19 protein-coding genes and 1 pseudogene are annotated in these 24,144 nt (G+C 61.2%); 13 read left to right on the top strand and 7 right to left on the bottom strand.

What is annotated here, in order from left to right; translation table 11 throughout:
• The first annotated feature begins 18 nt into the window (after positions 1–18).
• Positions 19–1,218 (top strand): succinyldiaminopimelate transaminase, encoded by a 1,200-nt coding sequence (gene dapC / locus ACA054_RS05715; RefSeq protein ID WP_497688552.1) that lies wholly within the window; start codon positions 19–21, stop codon positions 1,216–1,218.
• Positions 1,219–1,225: 7 nt separating this feature from the next.
• On the opposite strand, the gene ACA054_RS05710 is transcribed toward dapC, so the two are convergent.
• Complete coding sequence (locus ACA054_RS05710; protein WP_497688551.1) at positions 1,226–2,857, bottom strand: Na+/H+ antiporter; 1,632 nt, start codon at positions 2,855–2,857, stop codon at positions 1,226–1,228.
• A 197-nt stretch (positions 2,858–3,054) separates the two neighbouring features.
• Here ACA054_RS05710 and ACA054_RS05705 point away from each other — a divergent pair, with 197 nt between their 5' ends.
• The 4 genes from ACA054_RS05705 to ACA054_RS05690 all read left to right on the top strand — a co-directional run bounded on the left by ACA054_RS05705 (position 3,055) and on the right by ACA054_RS05690 (position 6,236).
• Positions 3,055–3,417: an ArsC family reductase gene (locus ACA054_RS05705; protein WP_497688550.1), complete on the top strand. Its 363-nt coding sequence runs from the start codon at positions 3,055–3,057 to the stop codon at positions 3,415–3,417.
• Positions 3,418–3,449: 32 nt separating this feature from the next.
• Complete coding sequence (dapD, locus tag ACA054_RS05700; RefSeq protein ID WP_497688549.1) at positions 3,450–4,484, top strand: 2,3,4,5-tetrahydropyridine-2,6-dicarboxylate N-succinyltransferase; 1,035 nt, start codon at positions 3,450–3,452, stop codon at positions 4,482–4,484.
• A 145-nt stretch (positions 4,485–4,629) separates the two neighbouring features.
• Positions 4,630–5,835, top strand: a complete 1,206-nt coding sequence (locus ACA054_RS05695; protein ID WP_497688548.1) for an aminotransferase class V-fold PLP-dependent enzyme — start codon at positions 4,630–4,632, stop codon at positions 5,833–5,835.
• Complete coding sequence (locus tag ACA054_RS05690; RefSeq protein ID WP_497688547.1) at positions 5,832–6,236, top strand: SufE family protein; 405 nt, start codon at positions 5,832–5,834, stop codon at positions 6,234–6,236. Before ACA054_RS05695 ends, ACA054_RS05690 begins: the two co-directional genes overlap by 4 nt.
• Before the next feature lie 117 nt (positions 6,237–6,353).
• Here the strand turns inward: ACA054_RS05690 and tcdA are convergent, their stop codons facing one another.
• Positions 6,354–7,163 (bottom strand): tRNA cyclic N6-threonylcarbamoyladenosine(37) synthase TcdA, encoded by an 810-nt coding sequence (tcdA, locus tag ACA054_RS05685; protein ID WP_497688546.1) that lies wholly within the window; start codon positions 7,161–7,163, stop codon positions 6,354–6,356.
• Positions 7,164–7,381: 218 nt separating this feature from the next.
• Here tcdA and ACA054_RS05680 point away from each other — a divergent pair, with 218 nt between their 5' ends.
• From ACA054_RS05680 to ACA054_RS05665, 4 genes are all read left to right on the top strand, one after another.
• Positions 7,382–9,973 carry a glycosyltransferase gene (locus ACA054_RS05680; protein ID WP_497688545.1) on the top strand — a complete coding sequence of 864 codons (2,592 nt, stop codon included), beginning with the start codon at positions 7,382–7,384 and terminating at the stop codon, positions 9,971–9,973.
• 244 nt (positions 9,974–10,217) lie between these two features.
• Positions 10,218–11,369: a succinyl-diaminopimelate desuccinylase gene (gene dapE, locus ACA054_RS05675; RefSeq protein ID WP_497688544.1), complete on the top strand. Its 1,152-nt coding sequence runs from the start codon at positions 10,218–10,220 to the stop codon at positions 11,367–11,369.
• Positions 11,369–12,178, top strand: coding sequence for a putative RNA methyltransferase (locus tag ACA054_RS05670; protein ID WP_497688543.1), 810 nt, complete (start codon positions 11,369–11,371; stop codon positions 12,176–12,178). The genes dapE and ACA054_RS05670 overlap by 1 nt, the downstream gene beginning before the upstream one ends.
• Positions 12,179–12,262: 84 nt before the next feature.
• Positions 12,263–12,640, top strand: coding sequence for a hypothetical protein (locus ACA054_RS05665; RefSeq protein WP_497688542.1), 378 nt, complete (start codon positions 12,263–12,265; stop codon positions 12,638–12,640).
• Positions 12,641–12,732: 92 nt separating this feature from the next.
• On the opposite strand, the gene ACA054_RS05660 is transcribed toward ACA054_RS05665, so the two are convergent.
• Complete coding sequence (locus tag ACA054_RS05660; protein WP_008035470.1) at positions 12,733–12,942, bottom strand: cold-shock protein; 210 nt, start codon at positions 12,940–12,942, stop codon at positions 12,733–12,735.
• 164 nt (positions 12,943–13,106) lie between these two features.
• On the opposite strand from ACA054_RS05660, the gene plsB reads away from it, so the two are divergent.
• The 3 genes from plsB to ACA054_RS05645 are packed head-to-tail and all read left to right on the top strand — an operon-like array spanning position 13,107 to position 16,769.
• Positions 13,107–15,602 carry a glycerol-3-phosphate 1-O-acyltransferase PlsB gene (plsB, locus tag ACA054_RS05655; RefSeq protein WP_497688541.1) on the top strand — a complete coding sequence of 832 codons (2,496 nt, stop codon included), beginning with the start codon at positions 13,107–13,109 and terminating at the stop codon, positions 15,600–15,602.
• Between the two features lie 51 nt (positions 15,603–15,653).
• Positions 15,654–16,052 carry a YbaY family lipoprotein gene (locus tag ACA054_RS05650; RefSeq protein WP_497688540.1) on the top strand — a complete coding sequence of 133 codons (399 nt, stop codon included), beginning with the start codon at positions 15,654–15,656 and terminating at the stop codon, positions 16,050–16,052.
• Positions 16,053–16,079: 27 nt separating this feature from the next.
• Positions 16,080–16,769 carry a DUF4197 domain-containing protein gene (locus ACA054_RS05645; protein ID WP_497638184.1) on the top strand — a complete coding sequence of 230 codons (690 nt, stop codon included), beginning with the start codon at positions 16,080–16,082 and terminating at the stop codon, positions 16,767–16,769.
• A gap of 140 nt (positions 16,770–16,909) precedes the next feature.
• Here ACA054_RS05645 and ACA054_RS05640 read toward each other — a convergent pair.
• From ACA054_RS05640 to ACA054_RS05630, 3 genes and pseudogenes are all read right to left on the bottom strand, one after another.
• Positions 16,910–17,536 (bottom strand): annotated as a pseudogene (locus ACA054_RS05640) (Fic family protein); the annotation flags it as partial.
• A 737-nt stretch (positions 17,537–18,273) separates the two neighbouring features.
• Positions 18,274–21,339 (bottom strand): efflux RND transporter permease subunit, encoded by a 3,066-nt coding sequence (locus ACA054_RS05635; protein ID WP_497688539.1) that lies wholly within the window; start codon positions 21,337–21,339, stop codon positions 18,274–18,276.
• A gap of 6 nt (positions 21,340–21,345) precedes the next feature.
• A complete protein-coding gene (locus tag ACA054_RS05630; RefSeq protein WP_497688538.1) occupies positions 21,346–22,446 on the bottom strand; it encodes an efflux RND transporter periplasmic adaptor subunit in 1,101 nt (366 codons plus the stop codon).
• Positions 22,447–22,539: 93 nt separating this feature from the next.
• Here ACA054_RS05630 and ACA054_RS05625 point away from each other — a divergent pair, with 93 nt between their 5' ends.
• On the top strand, positions 22,540–23,175 hold the full coding sequence (locus tag ACA054_RS05625; RefSeq protein WP_497688537.1) for a TetR/AcrR family transcriptional regulator: 636 nt from the start codon (positions 22,540–22,542) through the stop codon (positions 23,173–23,175).
• Between the two features lie 126 nt (positions 23,176–23,301).
• Here ACA054_RS05625 and ACA054_RS05620 read toward each other — a convergent pair whose 3' ends face one another.
• Positions 23,302–24,084, bottom strand: a complete 783-nt coding sequence (locus tag ACA054_RS05620; RefSeq protein WP_497688536.1) for a class I SAM-dependent methyltransferase — start codon at positions 24,082–24,084, stop codon at positions 23,302–23,304.
• Positions 24,085–24,144: the final 60 nt, after the last annotated feature.

The following is a 24,144-nucleotide window of genomic DNA, read 5'->3' as shown; positions in this document are numbered from 1 at the left end:
ACCGAACGAGATCCATCAATGAACAACGCTCTGACACAGCTCCAGCCCTACCCGTTCGAGAAACTCCGCGCCCTGCTCGGCAGCGTCACGCCAAACCCGGACAAGCGCCCCATCGCGCTGTCGATCGGTGAGCCGAAACACCGTTCGCCGAGCTTCGTCGCCGAAGCGCTGGCCAGTAATCTGGAAAAGATGGCGGTGTACCCGACCACACTCGGTATCCCGGAGCTGCGCGAGGCCATCGCTGCCTGGTGTGAACGTCGTTTCAACGTCCCGAACGGCTGGATCGACCCGGCGCGCAACGTGCTGCCGGTCAACGGTACCCGTGAAGCGCTGTTCGCTTTCACCCAGACCGTGGTCAACCGTGGTGACGACGCGCTGGTGGTCAGCCCGAATCCCTTCTATCAGATCTACGAAGGCGCCGCGTTCCTCGCCGGGGCCAAGCCGCATTACCTGCCGTGCCTGGACGAAAACGGCTTCAACCCGGATTTCGACGCCGTGTCGCCAGACATCTGGAAACGCTGCCAGATCCTGTTCCTGTGCTCGCCGGGTAACCCGACCGGCGCGTTGATCCCGGTCGAGACCCTGAAAAAGCTAATCGCCCTGGCCGACGAACATGACTTCGTGATCGCGGCGGACGAGTGCTACAGCGAACTCTACTTCGACGAACAAACCCCGCCGCCAGGCCTGCTCAGCGCCTGCGCGGAACTGGGCCGCAAGGACTTCAAGCGCTGCGTGGTATTCCACAGCCTGTCCAAGCGCTCCAATCTGCCGGGACTGCGCTCTGGCTTTGTGGCCGGCGACGCGGACATTCTCAAAGGCTTCCTGCTTTATCGCACGTACCACGGCTGCGCGATGCCGGTTCAGACACAACTGGCCAGCGTGGCCGCATGGAACGACGAAGTGCACGTGCGCGCCAATCGGGCGCTGTATCGCGAGAAGTTTGACGCCGTACTCGAAATCCTCAGCCCGGTTCTGGACGTACAACGCCCCGATGGCAGTTTCTACCTGTGGCCGAATGTGGCTGGCGACGATGCAGCCTTCTGCCGCGACCTGTTTGAGCAGGAGCATGTGACCGTAGTGCCGGGCTCCTACCTGTCGCGGGATGTCGATGGTGTCAATCCGGGTGCCGGACGCGTGCGCATGGCGTTGGTTGCGCCGTTGCCCGAGTGCGTGGACGCGGCCGAGCGGATTCGCGATTTCATCCAGCGCCGCCGGTAACCGCCCGTTATTTCACCTGACCGAGCTTGGCCTCACTCAAGTCAAGCTCCCCCAAGACCTCACGCAACACGTCATCGCCGATCTGGTGATGACGGCTCAGGCTGTACAACTCAAGGCGCTGCGCCCGCAGCGCCTTCACGCGCAAACGCCGCTCCAGCAAATCCATCTGAAACGCCAGTGCCTGGGCTTCGGCCGAGTCATTGAACACCTCCAGCTGATGCCGATATTCGGACATGATCCGCGCCTTGAGCTCCGCCGCCAGCGCCGCTTGAGCGGCGTCCTGTGGGTTGACCTCTTCGGTTTCGAGGGCATGGATGGCGGCTTCGGCGGTTTTGCGCCAAGCGTCGCGCACTTCATTGCGGCGCTTGTCGTCCGGACTTTTCTCGATACCGCGCAGCAGTAACGGCAAGGCCACGCAGGCGGCGATCAACGACAGCAGAATCACCCCGGCAGCAATGAAAATCAGCAGGTCACGCTCGGGAAATGCGTCGGCCCCCATGAGCATCGGTACCGACATCACACCTGCCAGCGTCACCGCCCCGCGCACGCCACCAACGGTCAGCAACCAGCAGGAACGCGCGCTCGGCACCCGGGTGATCTCATCCTTGCCGCGCCAGCGCCGCAGCACAATGGACAGGCGCCAGATGCTTTGCACCCAGACGAACCGCAGCACCAGCAGCACCAGGAAAATCGCCAACACATCGACGCAGCGATAGAGCAGCGTCGGCCACAGCGAGGTTTCATGACTGGCCACGGCTTTGATGATGTCCGGCAACTGCAAACCCAGCAGCAGGAAAATCAAGCCATTGAAGGCGAACTCGAGCAATGACCAGACGCTGCGATTGAGCAGCCGCGTGTTCGTCTGGCGCGGCAGCAGATCGAGCCAGCTCTGCATCATCCCCGCCGCTACCGCCGAAAGAATGCCCGACGCCCCCACGCGCTCGGCGAGCACGTAGGCGGCAAACGGCAGCAACAACATGAAGACGACGTGGGTGGCCGGGTCATCCCAGCCACGGGCAATCATCCACGAGCGCAAGCGCCCCACCAGCCAGCTCAACGCCACGCCAATGGCCAGGCCGCCAACCGCCACCAATACAAAGGTGACGCTGGCGTTGGCCAGCGAGAACGCCCCAGTCACTGCAGCCACAAGGGCGAACTTGAATGTCACCAGACCCGAGGCATCGTTCATCAATGCCTCGCCCTGCAGGATGTGCATCAAGGGCGTCGGTAAGCGATTCTGAGAGATCGCCGACACCGCCACGGCGTCCGTGGGCGACAGCACCGCAGCCAACGCAAATGCCACCGGCAGTGGAATGCTCGGCAGCAACCAGTGAATGAAATACCCGGCGCCAACCACGGTAAACAGCACCAACCCCACGGCCAGGGTCAGGATCGGTCCGCGCAAGCGCCAGAATTCACGTTTGGGCATGCGCCAGCCGTCGGAAAACAACAATGGCGGCAGGAACAGAAACAGGAACAATTCAGGATCCAGCGCCACATGCAGACCGAGGGTCGGCCAGGCAAGCAAGGCGCCCGCTGCTATTTGAACCAACGGCAACGGCAGCGGGATCACCCGTCCGAGCAGGCGCGAAACGCCCACCAGCATTAAAAGGATCAGGACGGTGTAGGCGGTTTGCATAAAACGTGGTTCCCGGACAATCGACAGCATTGAAGTGCCATATTAGCCGCTTAGACTGTGTGCTTGCCCTTACACCTATGTCGCACCTTGTCACAACCGCATTCCCAGAGGTTTTGTCCTACAGCCGCCGCGAAACCGTCCGGTCATGGCATAATCCGACACCTTTTATTTCCGACACCTGTAAAGGGGGCGATTCCTTGACCGTTTCAAGTAAAACGTTGCACCTTTTCGGCATCAAAGCCTGCGACACCATGAAAAAGGCGCGCACCTGGCTCGATGAACACGCTGTCAGCTATGACTTCCATGATTACAAAGCGGTCGGTATCGACCGTGAACACCTGACCCAATGGTGCAGCGAGCACGGCTGGGAAGTGGTGTTGAACCGTGCAGGCACGACCTTTCGCAAGCTCGACGACGAACGCAAAGCCGATCTCGACCAGTCGAAAGCCATCGAACTGATGCTCGCACAACCTTCGATGATCAAGCGCCCGGTGCTCGATCTCGGTGACCGAACCCTGATTGGCTTCAAGCCAGATATCTACGCGGCCGCGCTCAAGTAAGCAGCCCGTTTCAATTTGTTAGAGGTATCAACATGTCCACTACCCTGTTCAGCCTGGCCTTTGGTGTCGGCACTCAAAACCGTCAAGGCGCCTGGCTGGAAGTGTTTTACGCACAGCCATTGCTCAACCCGTCGGCCGAACTGGTCGCTGCCATTGCGCCGATCCTGGGCTACAGCGAAGGCAACCAGGCCATCACCTTCACCACCGCGCAGGCTGCGCAACTGGCTGAAGCCGTGAAAGGCATCGACGCGGTACAAGGCAAACTGTTGACCCGTCTGGCCGAAAGCCACAAGCCGCTGGTTGCCACCCTGTTGGCCGAAGACACGCAACTGGCTTCCACGCCTGAGGCTTACCTCAAGCTGCACCTGCTGTCCCATCGTCTGGTCAAGCCGCACGGTGTGAGCCTGGCCGGGATCTTCCCGCTGCTGCCGAACGTCGCCTGGACCAGCCAGGGCGCAATCGACCTGAGCGAACTGGCCGAGATGCAACTCGAAGCCCGCCTGCGTGGCGAGCTGCTGGAAGTGTTCTCGGTGGACAAATTCCCGAAAATGACCGACTACGTGGTACCGGCCGGCGTGCGCATCGCTGACGCCGCGCGCCTGCGCCTGGGCGCCTACGTGGGCGAAGGCACCACCGTGATGCACGAAGGCTTCATCAACTTCAATGCCGGCACCGAAGGCCCGGGCATGATCGAAGGCCGCGTCTCCGCTGGCGTATTCGTCGGCAAGGGTTCGGACCTGGGCGGCGGTTGCTCGACCATGGGCACCCTGTCGGGCGGCGGCAACATCGTGATCAAGGTTGGCGAAGGCTGCCTGATCGGCGCCAACGCCGGTATCGGCATCCCGCTGGGCGATCGCAACACCGTTGAGTCGGGCCTGTACGTGACGGCCGGTACCAAGGTGGCGCTGCTCGACGAGAACAACCAGCTGGTCAAGGTCGTGAAGGCCCGTGAACTGGCCGGCCAGACCGACCTGCTGTTCCGTCGCAATTCGGAAACCGGTGCCGTGGAATGCAAAACCCACAAATCGGCCATCGAACTGAACGAAGCGCTGCACGCTCACAACTAAGCAGAGCGTCAAACAATCACCTGATCCTGTAGGAGCGAGGCTTGCCCGCGAAGCTTTTGGCGGCTTCAAGGGCCCCTTCGCGAGCAAGCTTCGCTCCTACAGGGGTCAGGCGTACGCCCGCCCATGTTCACCAGGGCCCGATAGCATGATGATTCCCTCTCCCTGGCGGGCCGACTTTCCGGCCATCGCCGCCCTGCAACGGCAAGGCCAGACCTATCTGGACAACGCCGCCACCACGCAAAAACCGCAAGCCCTGCTGGATGCCTTGGTGCATTACTACGCCAATGGCGCGGCCAACGTGCATCGGGCGCAACACCTGCCCGGCGCCCACGCCACCCAGGCGTTCGAGGACAGCCGCCGCAAAGTCGCGCAATGGCTCAATGCCGGCGACAGCGGGCAGATCATCTTTACCCACGGCGCGACGTCCGCGCTGAATCTCCTGGCTTATGGCCTGGAACACTCATTCAATCCGGGCGACGAGATCGTCATCAGCGCCCTGGAGCATCACGCCAATCTACTGCCATGGCAGCAACTGGCGCGCCGCCGCGAACTGAAACTGGTAATCCTGCCACTGGATACCGACGGCGTGATCGACCTCGCAGCCGCCACACAGCTGATCGGCCCACGCACACGCCTGTTGGCCGTCAGCCAGTTGTCCAACGTCATCGGCGCCTGGCAACCGCTAACCGCTCTGCTGGCGCTGGCCAAGACGCACAACGCGTTGACCGTCGTCGACGGCGCCCAGGGCGTGGTCCATGGCCGCCACGACGTGCAGGCGCTGGGCTGCGACTTCTATGTGTTTTCCAGCCACAAACTTTACGGCCCCGATGGTCTGGGCGTGCTGTTCGGGCGCAATGTGGCGCTGCAACAACTGCGCCCCTGGCAGTTCGGTGGCGAGATGGTGCTGGACGCCAACTATCACGACGCACGCTTTCGCCCTGCCCCGCTGGGTTTCGAGGCCGGAACGCCGCCGATTTCCAGTGTCATAGGACTGGGGGCAACCCTGGATTACCTCGCCGGTCTCGATCAGGACGCGGTCTCGGCTAATGAAGCGGCACTGCATGACTATCTGTTGAAAGGCCTTGAGGCACGCAACGGCATTCGGTTGTTGGGCAGACCGCAAGTGGCGCTGGCCAGTTTTACCGTCGAAGGTGTGCATAACTCGGATCTCGCGCATTTGCTGACGGAACAAGGGATCGCCGTGCGCGCCGGTCATCATTGCGCCATGCCGCTGCTCAAAAGCTTCGAACTGGCCGGGGCGATTCGGGTGTCGTTGGCGTTGTACAACGATTCCGAGGATCTGGAACGGTTCTTTGAAGCGCTGGACCAGGCGCTGGAGTTATTGCGATGAACTTGTCTGCCGATGCCGTTACTGCACTCGAAACCTTTCAGGCTGCCGCTGGTTGGGAACAGCGGGCGCGGCTGTTGATGCAGTGGGGCGAGCGCCTTCCTGCCTTGAGCCAGGCGCAGATGTGCGACGTCAACCGGGTGCACGGTTGTGAAAGCCAGGTGTGGCTGGTGGGCGAGTTGCGCGACGGCCATTGGCAGTTCAGCGCCAACAGCGATGCGCGGTTGATTCGCGGGTTGGTGGCGTTGCTGCTGGCGCGGGTCAATGGATTGTCGGCGGCTGAGTTGCAGCAAGTTGATTTGCCGGACTGGTTCAATCAATTGGGGCTAGGGCGGCAGCTGTCGCAGTCACGCAGTAATGGCTTAAATGCGGTTTTACAACGGATGCTTGAACTCGCCGCCTGACTGATCGTTCCCATGCGCCGCAAAGGAATGCCTCCACGGACACTCCGCGTTCGGCTTTGGAAGGGACGCGGAGCGTCCCGGGCTGCATTCCCACGCAGAGCGTGGGAACGATCGGCGTCAGGTAGGCTTGATGCGCTCCGCCGGGCGCCGCACTCCCGCCACAATCTTGTCCACCGCCTTGGTCGCCGCGACCATGCCGAAGGTTGCCGTCACCATCATCACCGCGCCAAACCCGCCCGCGCAGTCAAGCTTCACACCATCGCCGACAAAACTCTTCTGCAGACAAATGCTGCCATCCGGTTTCGGGTAGCGCAGTTGCTCGGTGGAGAACACGCACGGCACGCTGTAATGGCGGGTCACGGTGCGCGAGAAGCCATAGTCGCGGCGCAGGGTGGAGCGCACTTTCGAAGCCAGCGGGTCATTGAACGTGCGGTTGAGGTCGCAGACCTGAATCAGCGTCGGGTCGATCTGCCCGCCCGCGCCGCCGGTGGTGATGATCTGGATCTTGCGGCGCTTGCACCAGGCGATCAGCGCCGCTTTCGCGTTGACGCTGTCGATACAGTCGATCACACAGTCGATGTTCGGCGTGATGTACTCGGCCATGGTCTCGCGGGTGACGAAATCCGGTACAGCGTGCACCGTGCAGTCCGGATTGATCCCGCGCAGGCGCTCGGCCATCACTTCGACCTTGGGCTTGCCGACAGTGCTGTCCAGCGCATGCAACTGACGGTTGGCGTTGCTGACGCAGACGTCATCGAGGTCGAACAACGAAATCTCGCCAACGCCGCAACGGGCCATGGCTTCCGCCGCCCAGGAGCCGACGCCACCGACGCCGACGATCGCCACATGGGCCGCGCGCAGGCGCTCAAGGCCCTCGATGCCATACAAACGGGCGATGCCTGCAAACCGCGGATCTTCTGTACTCATGACCATTACCCCAAAAACCGGCGCGCAGTATAGGCTTCGCAGCGCTAAGTTTTAAGCTTCAAGCTACAAGTGTAAGAACTTATGTGAAAGCCGATTGCCCAATGTCAGGCAATTCCCTGTCCGATGTACGTTCAGTGAACTGCCGGTGTAGGATGCGCGCCCTCTTGGCGCCAGCCGATCGTTCCCTCGTTCCACAGCCTTTGGAACCCGAAATAACCATGTCATCGCGTAAATTTGGACTCAACCTGGTGGTGGTGCTCGCCATCGCTGCCTTGTTTACCGGCTTCTGGGCGCTGATCAATCGCCCGGTGACCGCCCCCAACTGGCCCGAACAGATTTCCGGCTTCTCGTACTCACCTTTCCAGCAGGGTCAATTCCCACAGAAAGAGCAGTACCCGACGGACGATCAAATGCGTCGTGACCTGGAGATCATGAGCAAGTTGACGGACAACATCCGCACTTACTCGGTCGACGGTACGCTGGAGAACATTCCCAAGCTGGCGGAAGAGTTTGGCCTGCGGGTGACGTTGGGGATCTGGATCAGCCCGGACCAGGAGCGCAACGAGCGCGAAATCACCCGCGCCATCGAAATCGCCAACACCTCGCGCAGCGTGGTTCGCGTGGTGGTCGGTAACGAAGCGATCTTCCGCAAGGAAATCACCGCCCAGGAACTCAGCGTCATGCTGGACCGCGTCCGCGCTGCCGTGAAGGTGCCAGTGACCACGTCCGAACAGTGGCACGTCTGGGAAGAGCACCCGGAACTGGCCAGGCACGTCGACCTGATTGCCGCCCACGTGCTGCCTTACTGGGAATTCATCCCGATGGACAAGGCCGGACAGTTCGTCCTCGACCGCGCCCGCGACCTGAAAAAGATGTTCCCGAAAAAACCGCTGCTGCTCTCCGAAGTGGGCTGGCCGAGCAACGGCCGCATGCGCGGGGGCGCCGATGCGTCGCCGGCAGACCAGGCGATCTATCTGCGGACCCTGGTCAACAAGCTCAACCGCCAGGGCTTCAACTACTTCGTGATCGAAGCGTTCGACCAGCCGTGGAAGGCCAGTGACGAAGGCTCGGTAGGTGCCTATTGGGGTGTGTTCAACGCCGCGCGCCAACAGAAATTCAACTTCGAAGGCCCGGTGGTCGCCATTCCGCAATGGCGTGTGCTGGCCGTCGGCTCGGTGGTTCTGGCACTGCTGTCGTTGACCTTGCTGATGATCGACGGCTCAGCCCTGCGCCAACGCGGCCGCACCTTCCTGACCTTTATCGCGTTCCTCTGCGGTTCGGTGCTGGTGTGGATCGGTTATGACTACAGCCTGCAATACAGCACCTGGTTCAGCCTGACCGTGGGATTCCTGCTCGCCCTCGGTGCACTCGGGGTGTTTATCGTGTTGCTGACCGAGGCCCATGAACTGGCCGAAGCCGTGTGGGTGCACAAGCGCCGGCGCGAGTTCCTGCCGGTCCAAGGCGACTCCAACTACCGTCCGAAAGTGTCGATCCACGTGCCTTGCTACAACGAGCCGCCGGAGATGGTCAAACAGACCCTCAACGCCCTGGCCAACCTCGACTATCCAGACTTCGAAGTCCTGATCATCGACAACAACACCAAGGACCCGGCGGTCTGGGAACCGGTGCGCGATTACTGCGAAACCCTCGGCCCGCGCTTCAAGTTCTTCCACGTCGCACCCTTGGCCGGTTTCAAGGGCGGCGCGCTGAACTACCTGATTCCGCACACCGCCAAGGATGCCGAAGTGATCGCGGTGATCGATTCCGATTACTGCGTGCACCCGAACTGGCTCAAACACATGGTGCCGCACTTTGCCGATCCGAAGATCGCCGTGGTGCAGTCGCCGCAGGATTACCGCGACCAGAACGAAAGCACCTTCAAGAAGCTCTGCTACGCCGAGTACAAAGGTTTCTTCCACATCGGCATGGTCACTCGTAACGACCGTGACGCGATCATCCAGCACGGGACCATGACCATGACCCGCCGCTCGGTGCTGGAAGAACTGGGCTGGGCCGACTGGTGCATCTGTGAAGACGCCGAACTGGGCCTGCGCGTGTTCGAAAAAGGCCTGTCGGCGGCGTATTACCACGACAGCTACGGCAAAGGCTTGATGCCCGATACCTTCATCGACTTCAAGAAACAGCGTTTCCGCTGGGCCTACGGCGCGATCCAGATCATCAAGCGTCACACCCGCAGCCTGCTGCGCGGCAAGGACTCCGAGCTGACGCGCGGTCAGCGCTACCACTTCCTCGCGGGCTGGTTGCCGTGGGTGGCGGATGGCATGAACATCTTCTTCACGGTCGGCGCGCTGTTGTGGTCGGCGGCGATGATCATCGTGCCGCAACGGGTCGACCCGCCGCTGCTGATTTTCGCGATCCCGCCGCTGGCGCTGTTCGTGTTCAAGGTCGGCAAGATCATCTTCCTCTACCGTCGTGCGGTGGGCGTGAACCTCAAGGATGCATTCTGCGCGGCACTGGCCGGGCTGGCGTTGTCGCACACCATCGCCAAGGCGGTGTTGTACGGTTTCTTCACCAGCAGCATTCCGTTCTTCCGTACGCCGAAGAACGCCGATAACCACGGCTTCTGGGTGGCGATTTCCGAGGCCCGCGAAGAGCTGTTCATCATGCTGCTGTTGTGGGGCGCGGCCCTGGGGATCTACCTGGTGAACGGCATGCCGAGCAACGACATGCGTTTCTGGGTGACCATGTTGCTGGTGCAGTCGCTGCCGTACCTGGCCGCGCTGATCATGGCGTTCCTGTCTTCGCTGCCGAAACCTTCGGCCGAGGCGCAAACCGCACCAGTGGTCTAAATCTCTGCGGATGCACTAAACGGCGGCCAATGGTCGCCGTTTTGCTTTAAGATAACCGCCATTTTGCGGGGCCTACGGCCCGATGGCCTGACCTGATCCCTGTGGGAGCGACGGTTCGACGCTTCGACCTGCTCGCGAAGGCGTTGTCACAATCAACGTTTATGTTTACTGACACACCGCCTTCGCGAGCAGGCTCGCTCCCACAGTGAGTCCGCGCCCACATTCATGATTTCCGGAGTTTTCCATGACGGCCCACGCCGACCTTTCGCCGACCCTTCAACTCGCCATCGACCTGATTCGCCGTCCGTCCGTGACGCCGATCGACGCCGATTGCCAGAAGCAGATGATGCAGCGCCTGGGCGATGCCGGTTTCGCCCTGGAACCGATGCGCATCGAAGATGTGGATAACTTCTGGGCCACCCACGGCAAACACGATGGCCCGGTGCTGTGCTTCGCCGGCCACACCGACGTGGTGCCGACCGGTCCCGTGACCGCCTGGCAGATCGACCCGTTCAACGCAGTGATCGACGAGCACGGCATGCTCTGCGGCCGTGGCGCGGCAGACATGAAAGGTAGCCTCGCCTCGATGACCGTAGCCGCCGAACGCTTCGTCGCCGACTACCCGGATCACAAGGGCAAGGTCGCCTTCCTGATTACCAGCGATGAAGAAGGTCCGGCCCATCACGGCACCAAGGCCGTGATTGAACGCCTGGTCGCGCGCAAGGAGCGTCTGGACTGGTGCATCGTCGGCGAACCGTCGAGCACCACCCTGGTCGGTGACGTGGTCAAGAACGGCCGTCGCGGCTCCCTCGGCGCCAAGCTGACCGTGCGCGGTGTGCAGGGCCACGTGGCGTATCCGCACCTGGCGAAGAACCCGATCCACCTAGCGGCTCCAGCCCTGGCGGAACTTGCCGCCGAGCATTGGGACCACGGCAACGATTTCTTCCCGCCGACCAGCTTCCAGATTTCCAACGTCAACTCCGGCACCGGCGCAACCAACGTCATCCCGGGTGACCTGGTCGCCGTGTTCAACTTCCGCTTCTCCACCGAGTCGACCGTCGAAGGCCTGCAAAAGCGCGTCGCCGACATCCTCGACAAGCATGGCCTGGACTGGCACATCGACTGGGCACTGTCCGGCCTGCCGTTCCTCACCGAACCGGGCGCGCTGCTCGATGCGGTGTCGTCGAGCATCAAGGACATCACCGGTCGTGAAACCAAGGCGTCCACCAGCGGTGGCACCTCCGACGGCCGTTTCATTGCGACCATGGGCACGCAAGTGGTCGAGCTCGGCCCGGTCAACGCGACCATCCACCAGGTCAACGAGCGGGTGCTGGCGGCTGATCTCGATGTGCTGACCGAAATCTACTACCAGACCCTGATCAAGTTGCTCGCCTGATGCTGGCGTGTCCGATCTGCAGCGAACCGCTGAGTGCGGTGGACAACGGCGTGGCCTGCCCCGCCGGGCACCGTTTCGACCGCGCGCGCCAGGGTTACCTGAACCTGTTGCCGGTGCAGCACAAGAACAGCCGCGACCCTGGGGATAACCAGGCGATGGTCGAAGCCCGTCGCGACTTCCTCAACGCCGGCCATTACGCGCCGGTGGCCAAGCGCCTGGCGGAACTGGCGGCGGGCTACGCGCCACAGCGCTGGGTGGACATCGGTTGTGGCGAGGGTTACTACACCGCGCAAATCGCCGACGCCTTGCCGGACGCCGACGGCTACGCCCTGGATATCTCCCGGGAAGCGGTCAAGCGTGCCTGCAAACGCAACCCCAAACTCACCTGGTTGATCGCCAGCATGGCCCGCGTGCCGCTGGCGTCGGGCAGCTGCCAGTTCCTGGCCAGCGTCTTCAGCCCGCTGGATTGGGAGGAAGCCAAACGCCTGCTCAGCCCCGGCGGCGGCCTGATGAAAGTCGGACCGACCAGCGGCCACCTGATGGAATTGCGTGAACGGCTGTACGACGAAGTCCGCGAGTACATCGACGACAAGCATATGGACCTGGTGCCCGAAGGCATGGCACTGGCTCACAGTGAAACCCTGACATTCAAACTGACGCTTGCCAGTGGCCAGGACCGGGCGAACCTGCTGGCCATGACACCCCACGGCTGGCGCGCCAGTGCCGAACGCCGGGCAGCGGTCATCGAGCAGGTTGAGCCTTTCGAAGTCACCGTGTCGATGCGCTACGATTATTTCGTACTTCAGTAACTTCAAACATTTTTGGCCTTGGGCAACGGTTCAAGGCCGGCTAAATCCGCGAATGGATTTTTCAGACACGCAGTGAGGACATCCATGCGCCAACCCGATATCGAGATTTACCTGAAAGACGCCGACGTCGACCACAAGGCCATCTCGGCCTGGCTCGGCACGGCATTGGGCCCATGCACCGACTGGGTGCAGAAAGGCCAGACCTACAAGTGCAAGGCCGGCAACGTGCCGGTGACCTGGTTGCCCAAAGCCGTAGGAAAGTGGAACAGCCTGTACCTGGAAAGCGACCAGACGCCGTGGGACGACGACATCGCCTGCGCCCGCGCCGCGTTTGCCGCGCTGAACGTCGAAGTGCGCTGCGCACCGGGTAGCTGGATCGAGGAAGAAGGGGAAGAGACGGCGGACCGCTGGATTCGCATCAGCGCCGATGGTGAAGAAGAGATCACCTGGAAAACCGCCTAAAAGCCAAAAGATCGCAGCCTGCGGCAGCTCCTACAGGGTCATGTGTACACCTGTAGGAGCTGCCGCAGGCTGCGATCTTTTGATCTTGACGATTACAGACCTACCACATCCTCAGCCTGCAACCCCTTCTCGCCGGTCACCACCCCATATTCAACCTGCTGGCCTTCAGTCAGCGAACGGTGCCCTTCGCCGCGAATCGCGCGGTAATGCACGAACACGTCCACCCCGTCCTCGCGTTGAATAAAGCCGTAGCCCTTGGCGTCGTTGAACCACTTCACATTGCCGGTTTCGCGCGTTGCCATGTCAGTACCCCCTTGTTTTTATTTTGAGCGGCCGAGTATATGACAGACACAGAAACACTCAACTACAGATTGGTTGACTGCTTTTTTGCCGATTTTCGATGAATCCGGCACACTATCGGCCACCCGAGCAAACGCTCGGTTTTACTCACTCACGCAGAAGCCGTATGACCCGCTCCCCGTTCCGCCGTCTTGTGTTTGGCACCCTGCGCCGACTGTTGTACCTCTGGGTTCGCTCGGAGACGATCAACCAGTCGTCGTTCACCCTCAACCTCGACCGCAGTCGCCCGGTGTTCTACGTCCTGCAAAATCCTTCGCTGACCGACCTTGCCGTGCTCGACACCGAATGCAGCAAGGCCGGCCTGCCGCGTCCGGTGCTGCCCGTCTCGGTGGGCAACCTGCTGGAACCGGCCGCGTTCTTCTACCTGACACCCGACCCGGACTGGCTCGGTCGCCAGGACAAGCGCGGCGCGCCGCCAACCTTGACCCGCCTGGTCAGCGCCTTGAGCCAGAACGCCGCCGAAGACGCGCAGATCATTCCGGTCAGTGTGTTCTGGGGCCAGTCGCCGGACAGCGAAAACAGCCCGTGGAAACTGTTGTTCGCCGACAGCTGGGCGGTCACCGGGCGTCTGCGTCGGTTGCTCAGCATCATCGTGCTGGGGCGCAAGACTCGCGTGCAGTTCTCAGCGCCGATTCACCTGCGTGAACTGGTCGAGCACAACAAGGGTCACGAGCGCACCGTACGTATGGCCCAGCGAATTCTGCGGGTGCACTTTCGCAATCTGAAAGCCGCCGTTATCGGCCCGGACATTTCCCACCGGCGCAACCTGGTCAAAGGCCTGGTCAACCAGCCGCTGGTCAAGCAAGCGATCCTCGACGAAGCCGAGCGCGAAAACATCTCGCCGGAGAAAGCCAAGGCCCAGGCCCTGCGCTACGGCAACGAGATCGCCTCGGACTACACCTACACCGCGATCCGCTTTATGGAAGTGGTGCTGAGCTGGTTCTGGAACAAGATCTACGACGGCATCAAGGTCAACAATATCGAAGGCGTGCAGAAGGTCGCCCCGGGTTACGAAGTGATCTACGTGCCCTGCCACCGCAGCCACATCGACTACCTGCTGCTGTCCTATCTGCTGTTCCGCAACGGCCTGACCCCGCCGCACATTGCCGCCGGGATCAACCTCAACATGCCCGGGATCGGCGGCCTGCTGCGTCGCGGTGGTGCGTTTTTCATGCGCCGTACTTTCAAGGGCAACCCGCTGTATACCTCGGTGTTCAACGAATACCTGCATACCCTGTTCACCAAGGGCTTCCCGGTGGAGTACTTCGTCGAGGGCGGCCGTTCGCGCACCGGGCGCATGCTGCAACCGAAGACCGGGATGCTGGCAATCACCCTGCGCAGTTTCCTGCGTTCGTCGCGCATGCCCATCGTCTTCGTGCCGGTTTACATCGGTTACGAGCGTGTACTGGAAGGCCGGACCTACCTTGGCGAGTTGCGTGGCGCGAGCAAGAAGAAAGAATCGATCTTCGACATCTTCAAGGTCATCGGTGCGCTCAAGCAGCGCTTCGGTCAAGTCGCGGTGAACTTCGGTGAGCCGATCAAACTGGCGCAATTCCTCGACAGCGAGCAGCCGGACTGGCGCGAGCAGGAACTGGGCCCCCAGTTCAAACCGGTTTGGCTCAACGAAACCACCAACCGCCTCGGTGAAAAAGTCGCGCAGCACCTGAACGAAGCGGCGGCGATCAACCCGGTCAACCTGGTAGCGCTGGCGCTGCTGTCCACCAGTCGCCTGGCCCTGGACGATCGCGCCATGGCGCGGGTCCTCGACCTGTACCTGGCGTTGTTGCGCAAAGTCCCGTACTCGCCGCATACCACGCTGCCGGACGGTGACGGGCGGGCGTTGATCGAGCATGTGAAGGACATGGACCTGCTGTCCGAGCAGAGCGATGCCTTGGGCAAGATTCTCTATCTGGACGAGCAAAACGCCGTCCTGATGACCTACTACCGCAACAACGTGCTGCACATCTTTGCGCTGCCGGCGCTGCTGGCGAGTTTCTTCCAGAGCGCATCGCGCATGAGCCGCGAACAGATCCTGCGCTACACCCGTGCGCTGTACCCCTACCTGCAAGCGGAATTGTTCATTCGCTGGTCGCTGGACGAACTGGATACGGTGATCGACCAATGGCTGGAAGCGTTCGTCGAGCAAGGCCTGCTGCGTTTCGAGAACGACGTCTACCTGCGTCCGGCACCGAGTTCACGGCATTTCGTGCTGTTGACGCTGCTGTCGAAAAGCATCGCCCAGACCTTGCAGCGCTTCTACATGACCGTGTCCCTGCTGCTCAACAGCGGCCAGAACAGCATCAGCGCCGAAGAACTGGAAGACCTGTGCACCGTCATGGCCCAGCGCCTGTCGATCCTGCATGGCCTGAACGCCCCGGAATTCTTCGACAAGAGCCTGTTCCGCCACTTCATCCAGACCCTGCTCGACCTCGACGTGCTGCGCCGCGACGAAGCCGGCAAGCTGAGCTATCACGAACTGCTCGGCGAACTGGCAGAAGGCGCGGCCAAGCGTGTATTGCCGGCGGAAATTCGTCTGTCGATCCGTCAGGTGGCGTTGCATCGCAGTGAAGATGCGGCGGATCAACCCACACCAACCGTCTAGATTAATCACGGCGCCAGTCGATTCTGGCGCCCTCGATATGGAGATCTTCCAATGAAAAAATTGACCCTGATCGCAGCCGCGGTGCTGTTGACGGCCTGCCAGCACCCGACACCGGCGCCCAAAGCCAGCCTCGATGGTGAAGTCTTCTACCTGCAACGCATCGCACTGCCACCGACGGCGATCCTGAGCGTCAGCCTGCAGGACATTTCACTCGCCGATGCTCCGGCGAAGGTCATTGACGAACAACGTGGCCCGGTCAAAGGCCAGGTGCCACTGGCGTTCCATCTCAGCTACGACCCGCTGAAAGTAGAGCCTAACCACCGTTACTCGGTGAGTGCCCGCATTGAAGTCGACGGCAAGCTGATGTTCATCACCACCGAAAATCACGCCGTACGCCTCGACGGCTCCGATCCACAACCCGTGAAGGTTCGTGTCGACCCGGCCCGTTAAGTGTCTTTTTCAAAGAAGGAAGTTGCCATGTTCCGCCCCACCCTCCGCTTTGCCGGCCTGTGTGCAGGCTTGATGATCTCTGCCAGCGCCCTGGCGCTGTCCCTCAGCGACCTGTCGCAGAAAGACGCCACCGGCGGACTCAAGGACGCCCTGACCCAAGGCGCGCAACTGGCCGTGAAACAACTTGGCACCCCGGGTGGCTTCAGCAACAACCCGGACGTGAAGATCGAACTGCCGGGCAAACTGGGTAAAGTGGCCAGCAAAATGAAACAGTTCGGCATGGGTGATCAGGTCGATCAACTGGAAGCCAGCATGAACAAGGCGGCGGAAACGGCCGTGGTCCAGGCCCAGCCGATTCTCGTCGACGCCGTGAAGAAGATGACGGTTGACGATGCCAAGGGCATCCTCAGCGGCGGCAACGACTCGGCCACCCAGTACCTGAACAAGACCAGCCGCGAGCAGATCCGCGCCAAGTTCCTGCCGATCGTCAAGCAAGCCACCGACCAGGTCGGCCTGGCCCAGCAGTACAACTCGTTCGCCGGCCAGGCCGCGACCATGGGCGTGATCGACACGAAGAATGCCAACGTCGAAAACTATGTGACCGAACAGGCGTTGAACGGCTTGTTCGAGATGATCGGCAAACAGGAAGAAACCATCCGCCAGAACCCAGCGGCTGCGGCGACCAGTTTGGCGAAGAAAGTTTTCGGTACTTTGTAGTTTGATCGTTCCCACGCTCTGCGTGGGAATGCATCCCGTGACGCTCCGCGTCACAGTGCGCAGGACTCAAGCCTTGCGTTGACAGCGGAACGCGGAGCGTCCCCGGCGGCATTCCCACGCAGAGCGTGGGAACGATCAAAATATTGCGCGTCATCGATACCTGATACACCAACGCGATGCAGTGCCGTGATCAGCTCGACACTCAAGGGCTCGTAACGTTTCTCCCAGGCAAAGTTCATCATCTTGTAATTGCCGATCACCATTCGCTCATCCGGCGTACGCGGCAGGCGATGGCGCTTGAGCATGTCCTTGGCCACCCGAGTGGTGGTCGCTGCACCCTCAAGCTGACTGCTGCTGATGGCTTCGTCTTCGATCAGGTCGTTGAGCAGGTAGCTGAAATGCGCACTCTCGCCTATTTGACTGGACATGTATTCCAACGCGGCCGTCGTCGTTTGACGGTCCACGGAGGAAATCGCTTTTTGCGCCACTGGCGTCAACACGAAACTGCCCCATTGCACCGGCTCACCCAATGGCAACAGGCTGGAGTACTGCGCTGTTCGGGCTTTCTTGACCAAAGCCCAGCAAAGATTCGAATCCAGCCCCGGTGCCCAGCGATAGCGCAAATCATCGAATGGCAAATAGCGCCCCTGATCGTCCAGGGGCTTGAGTAAGGTGAGGTATTCCGTGAGGCGTTCCTTGTGTGGCGATTTTGTCAGCAAATCGAAAACCGGGTCTGACCTCCCCTTCAGCATGGGTGGCTTTTTCATTGGCGCTGTCTCGAAAACTCGTGAAACCGAGTTTTGAGTACAACATCCGGACCTCCGGGTCTCAATATCGGACGGTTCTGATAAAGCTGTAGGAGCCTGCGGCAGAACGATCCGAATGGTTGGCTTTGACGATGAACATTGATGACTGTTGGGCAGCCATCGCGAGCAAGCTCGCTCCCACAGGAGATCCGGTACATCCGTCAGATGCAGGTTGGCTGTCAGGCCGTCTTCGCGGGCAAGCCGGATCGTCGCCCGCTCGCTCCTACAGCGTTCCAGTACATCCGCCATATGCAGGGTGGCTGGCAGGCCGCCATCGCGAGCAGGCTCGCTCCTACAGTGGATCGGCGTACATCCACCCGATCTTCACCACTCATCAGGCCGAGCGTTAGCTCGCCTTCAGCTTTTGATCTTGATCTGCCCGCCCCTTCGGGAGGCTGAGTGGAGGTGTTCATCCGGGGAGTGGCGCGCAGCGCCGTTCGACGCAGTCGAACACGCTGCATGTAGGTGCAGCGAAGCCAACCGGAGGGCAGTGTCCCCGGATGGATACCGGAGCGAAGGAACCCCGAGCCTTAGCGAGGGGCCGGACGCCGGGGCGAGACCTTTTGGTTCCTTTTGGGGCGTTTGCCAAAAGGGACTCGCCGTAAGGGCGAAACCGCCAGCCGCCGTTACCGCAGAAACGGATATGTACTCGGTCAACAAAGCGCATGGTCGGCCCAAAGGCCGCCAAGTCCAACAACTCAGGCCGGTTCTTTCTTGATCCGGAACCAAGCCGCATACAACGCAGGCAGGAACAAAAGCGTCAACGCCGTAGCCACAATCAGCCCCCCCATGATCGCCACTGCCATCGGCCCGAAGAACACACTGCGCGACAACGGAATCATCGCCAGAACAGCCGCCAGTGCCGTCAACACAATCGGCCGGAACCGCCGCACGGTCGCCTCAATGATCGCCTGCCAAGGCTTCAATCCGGCCGCAATATCCTGCTCGATCTGATCCACCAGAATAACCGAGTTACGCATGATCATCCCCGACAACGCGATAGTCCCGAGCATGGCGACAAAGCCGAACGGCTGGCGGAACACCATCAGGAACAGCGTCACCCCGATCAACCCCAAGGGCGCCGTCAGGAACACCATCACCGTGCGCGAGAAGCTGCGCAGTTGCAGCATCAGCAAGGTCAGCACGACGACGATAAACAACGGTACGCCAGCCTTCACCGAGTTCTGCCCACGCGCCGAGTCTTCGACGGTGCCACCGACATCCAGCAAATAGCCGTCAGGCAGTTCAGCGCGAATCGGATCGAGGGTCGGCATGATCTGCGCCACCAGCGTGGCCGGTTGCTCCTTGCCATAGATGTCGGCCCGAACCGTCACGTTGGGCAGGCGATTACGGTGCCAGATCACGCCTTCTTCAAAGCCGTATTCCAGGGTAGCGATTTGCGACAGGGCGACGCTGCGACCGTTGTCGGTCGGCACCGCCAGGCTTGGCAGCAGCGACAGCTCGGTGCGCTCATGCAAGGTGCCGCGCAACAGGATCTCGATCAACTCGTTGTCTTCGCGATACTGGCTGACGCTAGAACCGGTCAGCGAGCTCTGCAAAAACTGCGACAGGTTCGCCGTGCTCACACCCAGTGCCCGCGCCCGGTCCTGGTCGATATTCAGGTACACCACCTTGCTGGGCTCTTCCCAGTCCAGGTGGACGTTGACCACATGGGGGTTTTCGCGAACCTTGGCCGCGACTTTGCGTGCCAGTGCGCGGACTTCCTCGATGTGCTCACCGGTCACCCGGAACTGCACCGGATAGCCAACCGGCGGGCCGTTTTCCAGACGCGTGACCCGCGAGCGCAAGGCCGGGAATTGTTCGTTGAGGGTCGTGATCAGCCAGGTGCGCAGGGGTTCGCGATCTTCGATGGTTTTCGCCAGGACGACGAACTGGGCGAAACTCGCCGCCGGCAATTGTTGATCCAGGGGCAGGTAAAAACGCGGCGAACCGGTACCGACGTAGGCCACATAGTTATCGATCCCGGCTTTGTCCTTGAGCAACGCTTCGAAGCGTTTGACCTCCTCGGCTGTATTGCTCAGGGACGCACCTTCAGCCAGCTTCAGATCGACCATCAACTCCAGTCGGCCCGACGCCGGGAAAAATTGCTGTGGCACAAAACGGAACAGCACGATAGATGCGATGAACAGCACAACCGTCGCCGTGATCACAGTTTTACGCCAACGCACACACCACTCCACCAGACGACGGACGCGCTGATAGAACGGCGTGCCATAAGGATCGGGTTGGCGTGTACCGTGTTTGGCCGCGTGAATTTTCGCCAGGTCCGGCAGGAGCTTTTCCCCCAGGTAAGGCACGAAGAGCACTGCAGCCACCCAAGACGCCAGCAGCGCAATGGTCACTACTTCGAAGATCGAACGGGTGTATTCACCGGTGCCCGATTGCGCGGTGGCGATCGGCAGGAAACCGGCGGCGGTGATCAGCGTACCGGTGAGCATCGGGAAGGCGGTGCTGGTCCAGGCATAGCTCGCCGCTTTAATCCGGTCGAAGCCCTGCTCCATTTTGATCGCCATCATTTCCACGGCGATGATGGCGTCGTCCACCAGCAAGCCCAGCGCCAACACCAGGGCGCCGAGGGAGATCTTGTGCAGGCCTATCCCCAGGTAATACATGCAGGCGAACGTCATCGCCAGCACCAGCGGAATGGCCAGGGCCACCACCATGCCGGTGCGCACACCGAGGGAGAAAAAACTCACCAGCAACACGATGGCCAGCGCTTCGACCAACACCTGGACGAACTCGCCGACCCCGGTTTTCACCGCGGCCGGTTGGTCGGAGACCTTGCGCAATTGCATGCCGGCCGGGAGGTTCTTCTGGATGCGGGCAAACTCGATTTCCAGCGCCTTGCCCAGCACCAGGATGTCACCACCGTCCTTCATGGCCACGGCCAGGCCGATGGCGTCTTCAGCCATGAAGCGCATGCGCGGTGCCGGTGGATCGTTGAAACCTCGACGCACGTTCGCGACATCCGCGATGCGGAACGTCCGATCGCCGACGCGAATCGGGAAGTTCTTGATCTCTTCGACCGTCTGAAAATTCCCCGAGACCCGTAGCTGCAATCGCTCGCTGGTGGTTTCGAAGAAGCCGGCGGTAGACATCGCATTCTGTTCTTCAAGGGCTTGTTGCACTGCCGCCAACGGCAGCCCAAGGGTGGCGAGCTTGACGTTGGACAGCTCGATCCAGATCTTTTCGTCCTGCAGACCTAGCAGGTCGACCTTGCCCACATCCTTGACCCGCTGCAGTTGGATCTGGATGCGGTCGGCGTAATCCTTGAGCACGGCGTAGTCGAAACCCTCGCCGGTCAGGGCGTAGATATTGCCGAAAGTGGTGCCGAATTCATCGTTGAAGAACGGCCCTTGAATACCCGGCGGCAAGGTATGACGAATGTCGCTGACCTTCTTGCGCACCTGATACCAGAGTTCCGGTATTTCCACCGAGTGCATGGAGTCTCGGGCGATGAACGTCACCTGGGATTCACCCGGGCGGGAGAACGACACGATGCGCTCGTACTCGCCGGTTTCCATCAACTTCTTTTCAATGCGTTCGGTGACCTGGCGCGAGACTTCCTGTGCGGTCGCCCCCGGCCAGTTGGTGCGGATCACCATGGCCTTGAAGGAGAACGGCGGGTCTTCGCTTTGACCCAGCTTGGTGTAGGAGAGTGCACCGACAATCGCCAGCAAGAGCATCAGGAACAGGACGATCTGGCGATTGCGCAGCGCCCAGGCGGAAAGATTGAAACCCATCGGGGATTACTCCTTGTCCGCCAGATTGACCACGCGGTTGGAGCGATCCACCGGGCGTACGGACTGCCCGTCGAGAAGCACATGGACACCGGCGGCCACCACCCAGTCGCTGGCATTGAGGCCTTCGAGTACCGGGACGGTTTTCTCACCAAAGGCGCCGACCCGCACCGGGGTCTTCTTCAAGGTGTTGTTGGCGCTGACCACCCAGACGTAGGTCACGCCGTTTTCCGCGGTCAGTGCCGACAGTGGCACCGACAACGGAACGGCTTCGGCGGTCTGCACGAAGACACGGGCGCTCTGGCCGAGTTCGGCTGGCACCTTGCCCGCATTGAAGGCGATACGCGCGGCGAAGGTGCGCGACTTTGGATCGGCGGCCGGCGACAGTTCGCGGATGTGCCCGGCGAAGCGCTGATCCGGTTGCGTCCACAGCTCCACCGACACCGGTTGGCCGACCTTGAAGCGGCCGAAACTCGCCTCCGGCAGACTGATCAACACTTCACGCTCGCCATCGGTGGCCAGGGTAAACACCGTTTGCCCGGCTGCGACAACTTGCCCGACTTCCACCGCTCGCTTGGCGACTACGCCATCCTGCGGCGCCCGCAGCACCGCGTAACTGGCCTGATTGGTCGAGACGTTGAACTCGGCCTTGATCTGTTTAAGACGCGCTTCACCGGAGCGGTACAGGTTTTCGTGATTGTCGTACTGCGAGCGGCTGACCAGCTGACGCTCCATCAGCGTTTTATAGCGATCACGCTCGGCGCGAACCATGTTCAGATTGGCCTCGGCGGCCGCGACCTGGGCGCGGGTGGCCTCCAGTTGCAGGCGCACGTCCTGGGGGTCAAGTTCCGCCAGCGGTTGATCGGCCTTGACCCGCTGCCCTTCGTCGACCAGTCGTCGGCTGACTTTTCCGCCAATGCGGAACGCCAGGTCCGGTTCAAAGCGGGCGCGAACTTCACCTGGATAACTTTCCATTGCCTGGGTCGAAGGCTCTGGCTGGACCACCATGGCCGGTCGAATGCTGACTTGAGGCGCCTCTTCGTGACCGCACGCGGTCAATAAAAACGCCAGGGTGACTGGCAACGCGAGGGGCAAGGCATAGCGGAACATGGTGAAGGACCTTTCGCCAATGGTGCTTGGAATAATTATACTGACGAGTATGTTATTAATAGCAAACTCACCAGTCCAGTAATAAAAGCGAATATGTCGAACAATCTTTCAGCACCCAATGGCCCGGGCCGCCCCAAGGATCTGGCCAAGCGCCAGGCGATCCTCGATGCAGCGAAAACGCTGTTTCTGACCAAGGGTTACGCCAACACCAGCATGGATGCTGTCGCAGCGCAGGCCGGGGTGTCGAAGTTGACGGTCTATAGCCACTTCAACGACAAGGAGACGCTGTTCTGCGCTGCCGTGGTGGCCAAGTGCGAGGAGCAATTGCCGTCGCTGTTCTTTGAATTGCCGGAAGGCGTAGCAGTGGAAACAGTGCTGCTGAACATTGCCCGCGGCTTTCACCAGTTGATCAACAGCGACGAGTCGGTGAACCTGCACCGGCTGATGATGACCCTGGGCAGCCAGGACCCGAAGCTCTCACAGATTTTCTTCGAGGCTGGCCCGCAACGCATGCTGCATGGCATGGAGCGCTTGCTGACCCGGATCGACGAAAGTGGCGTGTTGAGTATCGACAAACCGCACAATGCGGCTGAGCACTTCTTCTGCCTGCTCAAGGGGGCGGGGAATTTTCGGTTGCTGTATGGCTGCGGTGAGCCGTTGACCGGGGACGCGGCCGAGAGCCATGTGCAGGAAGTGGTGGGGTTGTTTATGCGGGCTTATCGGCCCTAGCAGTGATCGTTCCCACGCTCTGCGTGGGAATGCCTCAAGGGACGCTCCGCGTTCCAGCTTTCGAATGGGACGCGGAGCGTCCCGGGCTGCATTCCCACGCGGAGCATGGGAACGATCGGCTTCAACTCAGGGCTTAAGCGCTTTTTTCGGGTAGATGTCATAGCGGCTCGACTTGCCATCCAGCGCATGGCTCGGCTTGGGCCCTTCGATGCACGGCGCCTTGCGCGGTCGCTTGACCACCACACGGTGGCTGGCCAGGGCCAGGGCGGCTTCGAGCAATGCCGGCGCATCCGGATCATCACCCACCAGCGGCCGGAACAGGCGCATTTCCTTCTTCACCAAGGCGGTTTTCTCACGATGGGGGAACATCGGGTCGAGGTAGATCACCTGCGGCGGCTCCCCCTCCCAATTGCGCATCACCTCGATCGAGTTGCCCTTGAGCAAGCGCATGCGAGCCACGATGGGCGCTACGTCGAAGTCTTCCGCGCCCCGGGCCAGGCCATCTTCGAGCAAGGCTCCAATCAAAGGCTGGCGCTCGATCAGGCTCATCTCGCAGCCCAGGCTGGCCAGCACGAACGCATCCTTGCCCAGTCCGGCGGTGGCATCCAGCACACGCGGGCGCACGCCTTGGGCGACGCCGACGGCCTTGGCGATCATCTGCCCGCTGCCGCCACCGTACAACCGGCGATGCGCCGCGCCACCCTCGACGAAATCCACCCGCACCGGGCCGGGCGCATCCGGCCCCAGCTGTTGCAGCTGCAAACCCTGGTCACCCACCTGCAACGCGAACTCGCCATCAGCCACTTGCAGCGGCAGGCCCAGACGCTCGGCCCATTGCTCGGCCTGGGGCTCGAAGGCCGCGCTCAGCGCCTCGACATGGATGCGGCAGGCCGCAGGTTGATCAATCATCGGAAAACACGCTCAAAAAATTAATGATCGGCAAAAACGGCCGATAACAAAACTATCGAG

Source organism: Pseudomonas sp. LBUM1653, assembly GCF_059716115.1.
Note: the sequence above shows the minus strand (reverse complement) of the source record. Positions and strands in the feature narration are given on the sequence as shown.

Bases quoted from the DNA above. Each gene is read 5' to 3' on its own strand.
- dapC (WP_497688552.1), top strand. From the start codon at position 19: ATGAACAACGCTCTGACACAGCTCCAGCCCTACCCGTTCGAGAAACTC.
- ACA054_RS05710 (WP_497688551.1), bottom strand. From the start codon at position 2,857: ATGCAAACCGCCTACACCGTCCTGATCCTTTTAATGCTGGTGGGCGTT.
- dapD (WP_497688549.1), top strand. From the start codon at position 3,450: ATGTCCACTACCCTGTTCAGCCTGGCCTTTGGTGTCGGCACTCAAAAC.
- ACA054_RS05695 (WP_497688548.1), top strand. From the start codon at position 4,630: ATGATGATTCCCTCTCCCTGGCGGGCCGACTTTCCGGCCATCGCCGCC.
- ACA054_RS05690 (WP_497688547.1), top strand. From the start codon at position 5,832: ATGAACTTGTCTGCCGATGCCGTTACTGCACTCGAAACCTTTCAGGCT.
- tcdA (WP_497688546.1), bottom strand. From the start codon at position 7,163: ATGAGTACAGAAGATCCGCGGTTTGCAGGCATCGCCCGTTTGTATGGC.
- ACA054_RS05680 (WP_497688545.1), top strand. From the start codon at position 7,382: ATGTCATCGCGTAAATTTGGACTCAACCTGGTGGTGGTGCTCGCCATC.
- dapE (WP_497688544.1), top strand. From the start codon at position 10,218: ATGACGGCCCACGCCGACCTTTCGCCGACCCTTCAACTCGCCATCGAC.
- ACA054_RS05670 (WP_497688543.1), top strand. From the start codon at position 11,369: ATGCTGGCGTGTCCGATCTGCAGCGAACCGCTGAGTGCGGTGGACAAC.
- ACA054_RS05665 (WP_497688542.1), top strand. From the start codon at position 12,263: ATGCGCCAACCCGATATCGAGATTTACCTGAAAGACGCCGACGTCGAC.
- ACA054_RS05660 (WP_008035470.1), bottom strand. From the start codon at position 12,942: ATGGCAACGCGCGAAACCGGCAATGTGAAGTGGTTCAACGACGCCAAG.
- plsB (WP_497688541.1), top strand. From the start codon at position 13,107: ATGACCCGCTCCCCGTTCCGCCGTCTTGTGTTTGGCACCCTGCGCCGA.
- ACA054_RS05650 (WP_497688540.1), top strand. From the start codon at position 15,654: ATGAAAAAATTGACCCTGATCGCAGCCGCGGTGCTGTTGACGGCCTGC.
- ACA054_RS05645 (WP_497638184.1), top strand. From the start codon at position 16,080: ATGTTCCGCCCCACCCTCCGCTTTGCCGGCCTGTGTGCAGGCTTGATG.
- ACA054_RS05635 (WP_497688539.1), bottom strand. From the start codon at position 21,339: ATGGGTTTCAATCTTTCCGCCTGGGCGCTGCGCAATCGCCAGATCGTC.
- ACA054_RS05630 (WP_497688538.1), bottom strand. From the start codon at position 22,446: ATGTTCCGCTATGCCTTGCCCCTCGCGTTGCCAGTCACCCTGGCGTTT.
- ACA054_RS05625 (WP_497688537.1), top strand. From the start codon at position 22,540: ATGTCGAACAATCTTTCAGCACCCAATGGCCCGGGCCGCCCCAAGGAT.
- ACA054_RS05620 (WP_497688536.1), bottom strand. From the start codon at position 24,084: ATGATTGATCAACCTGCGGCCTGCCGCATCCATGTCGAGGCGCTGAGC.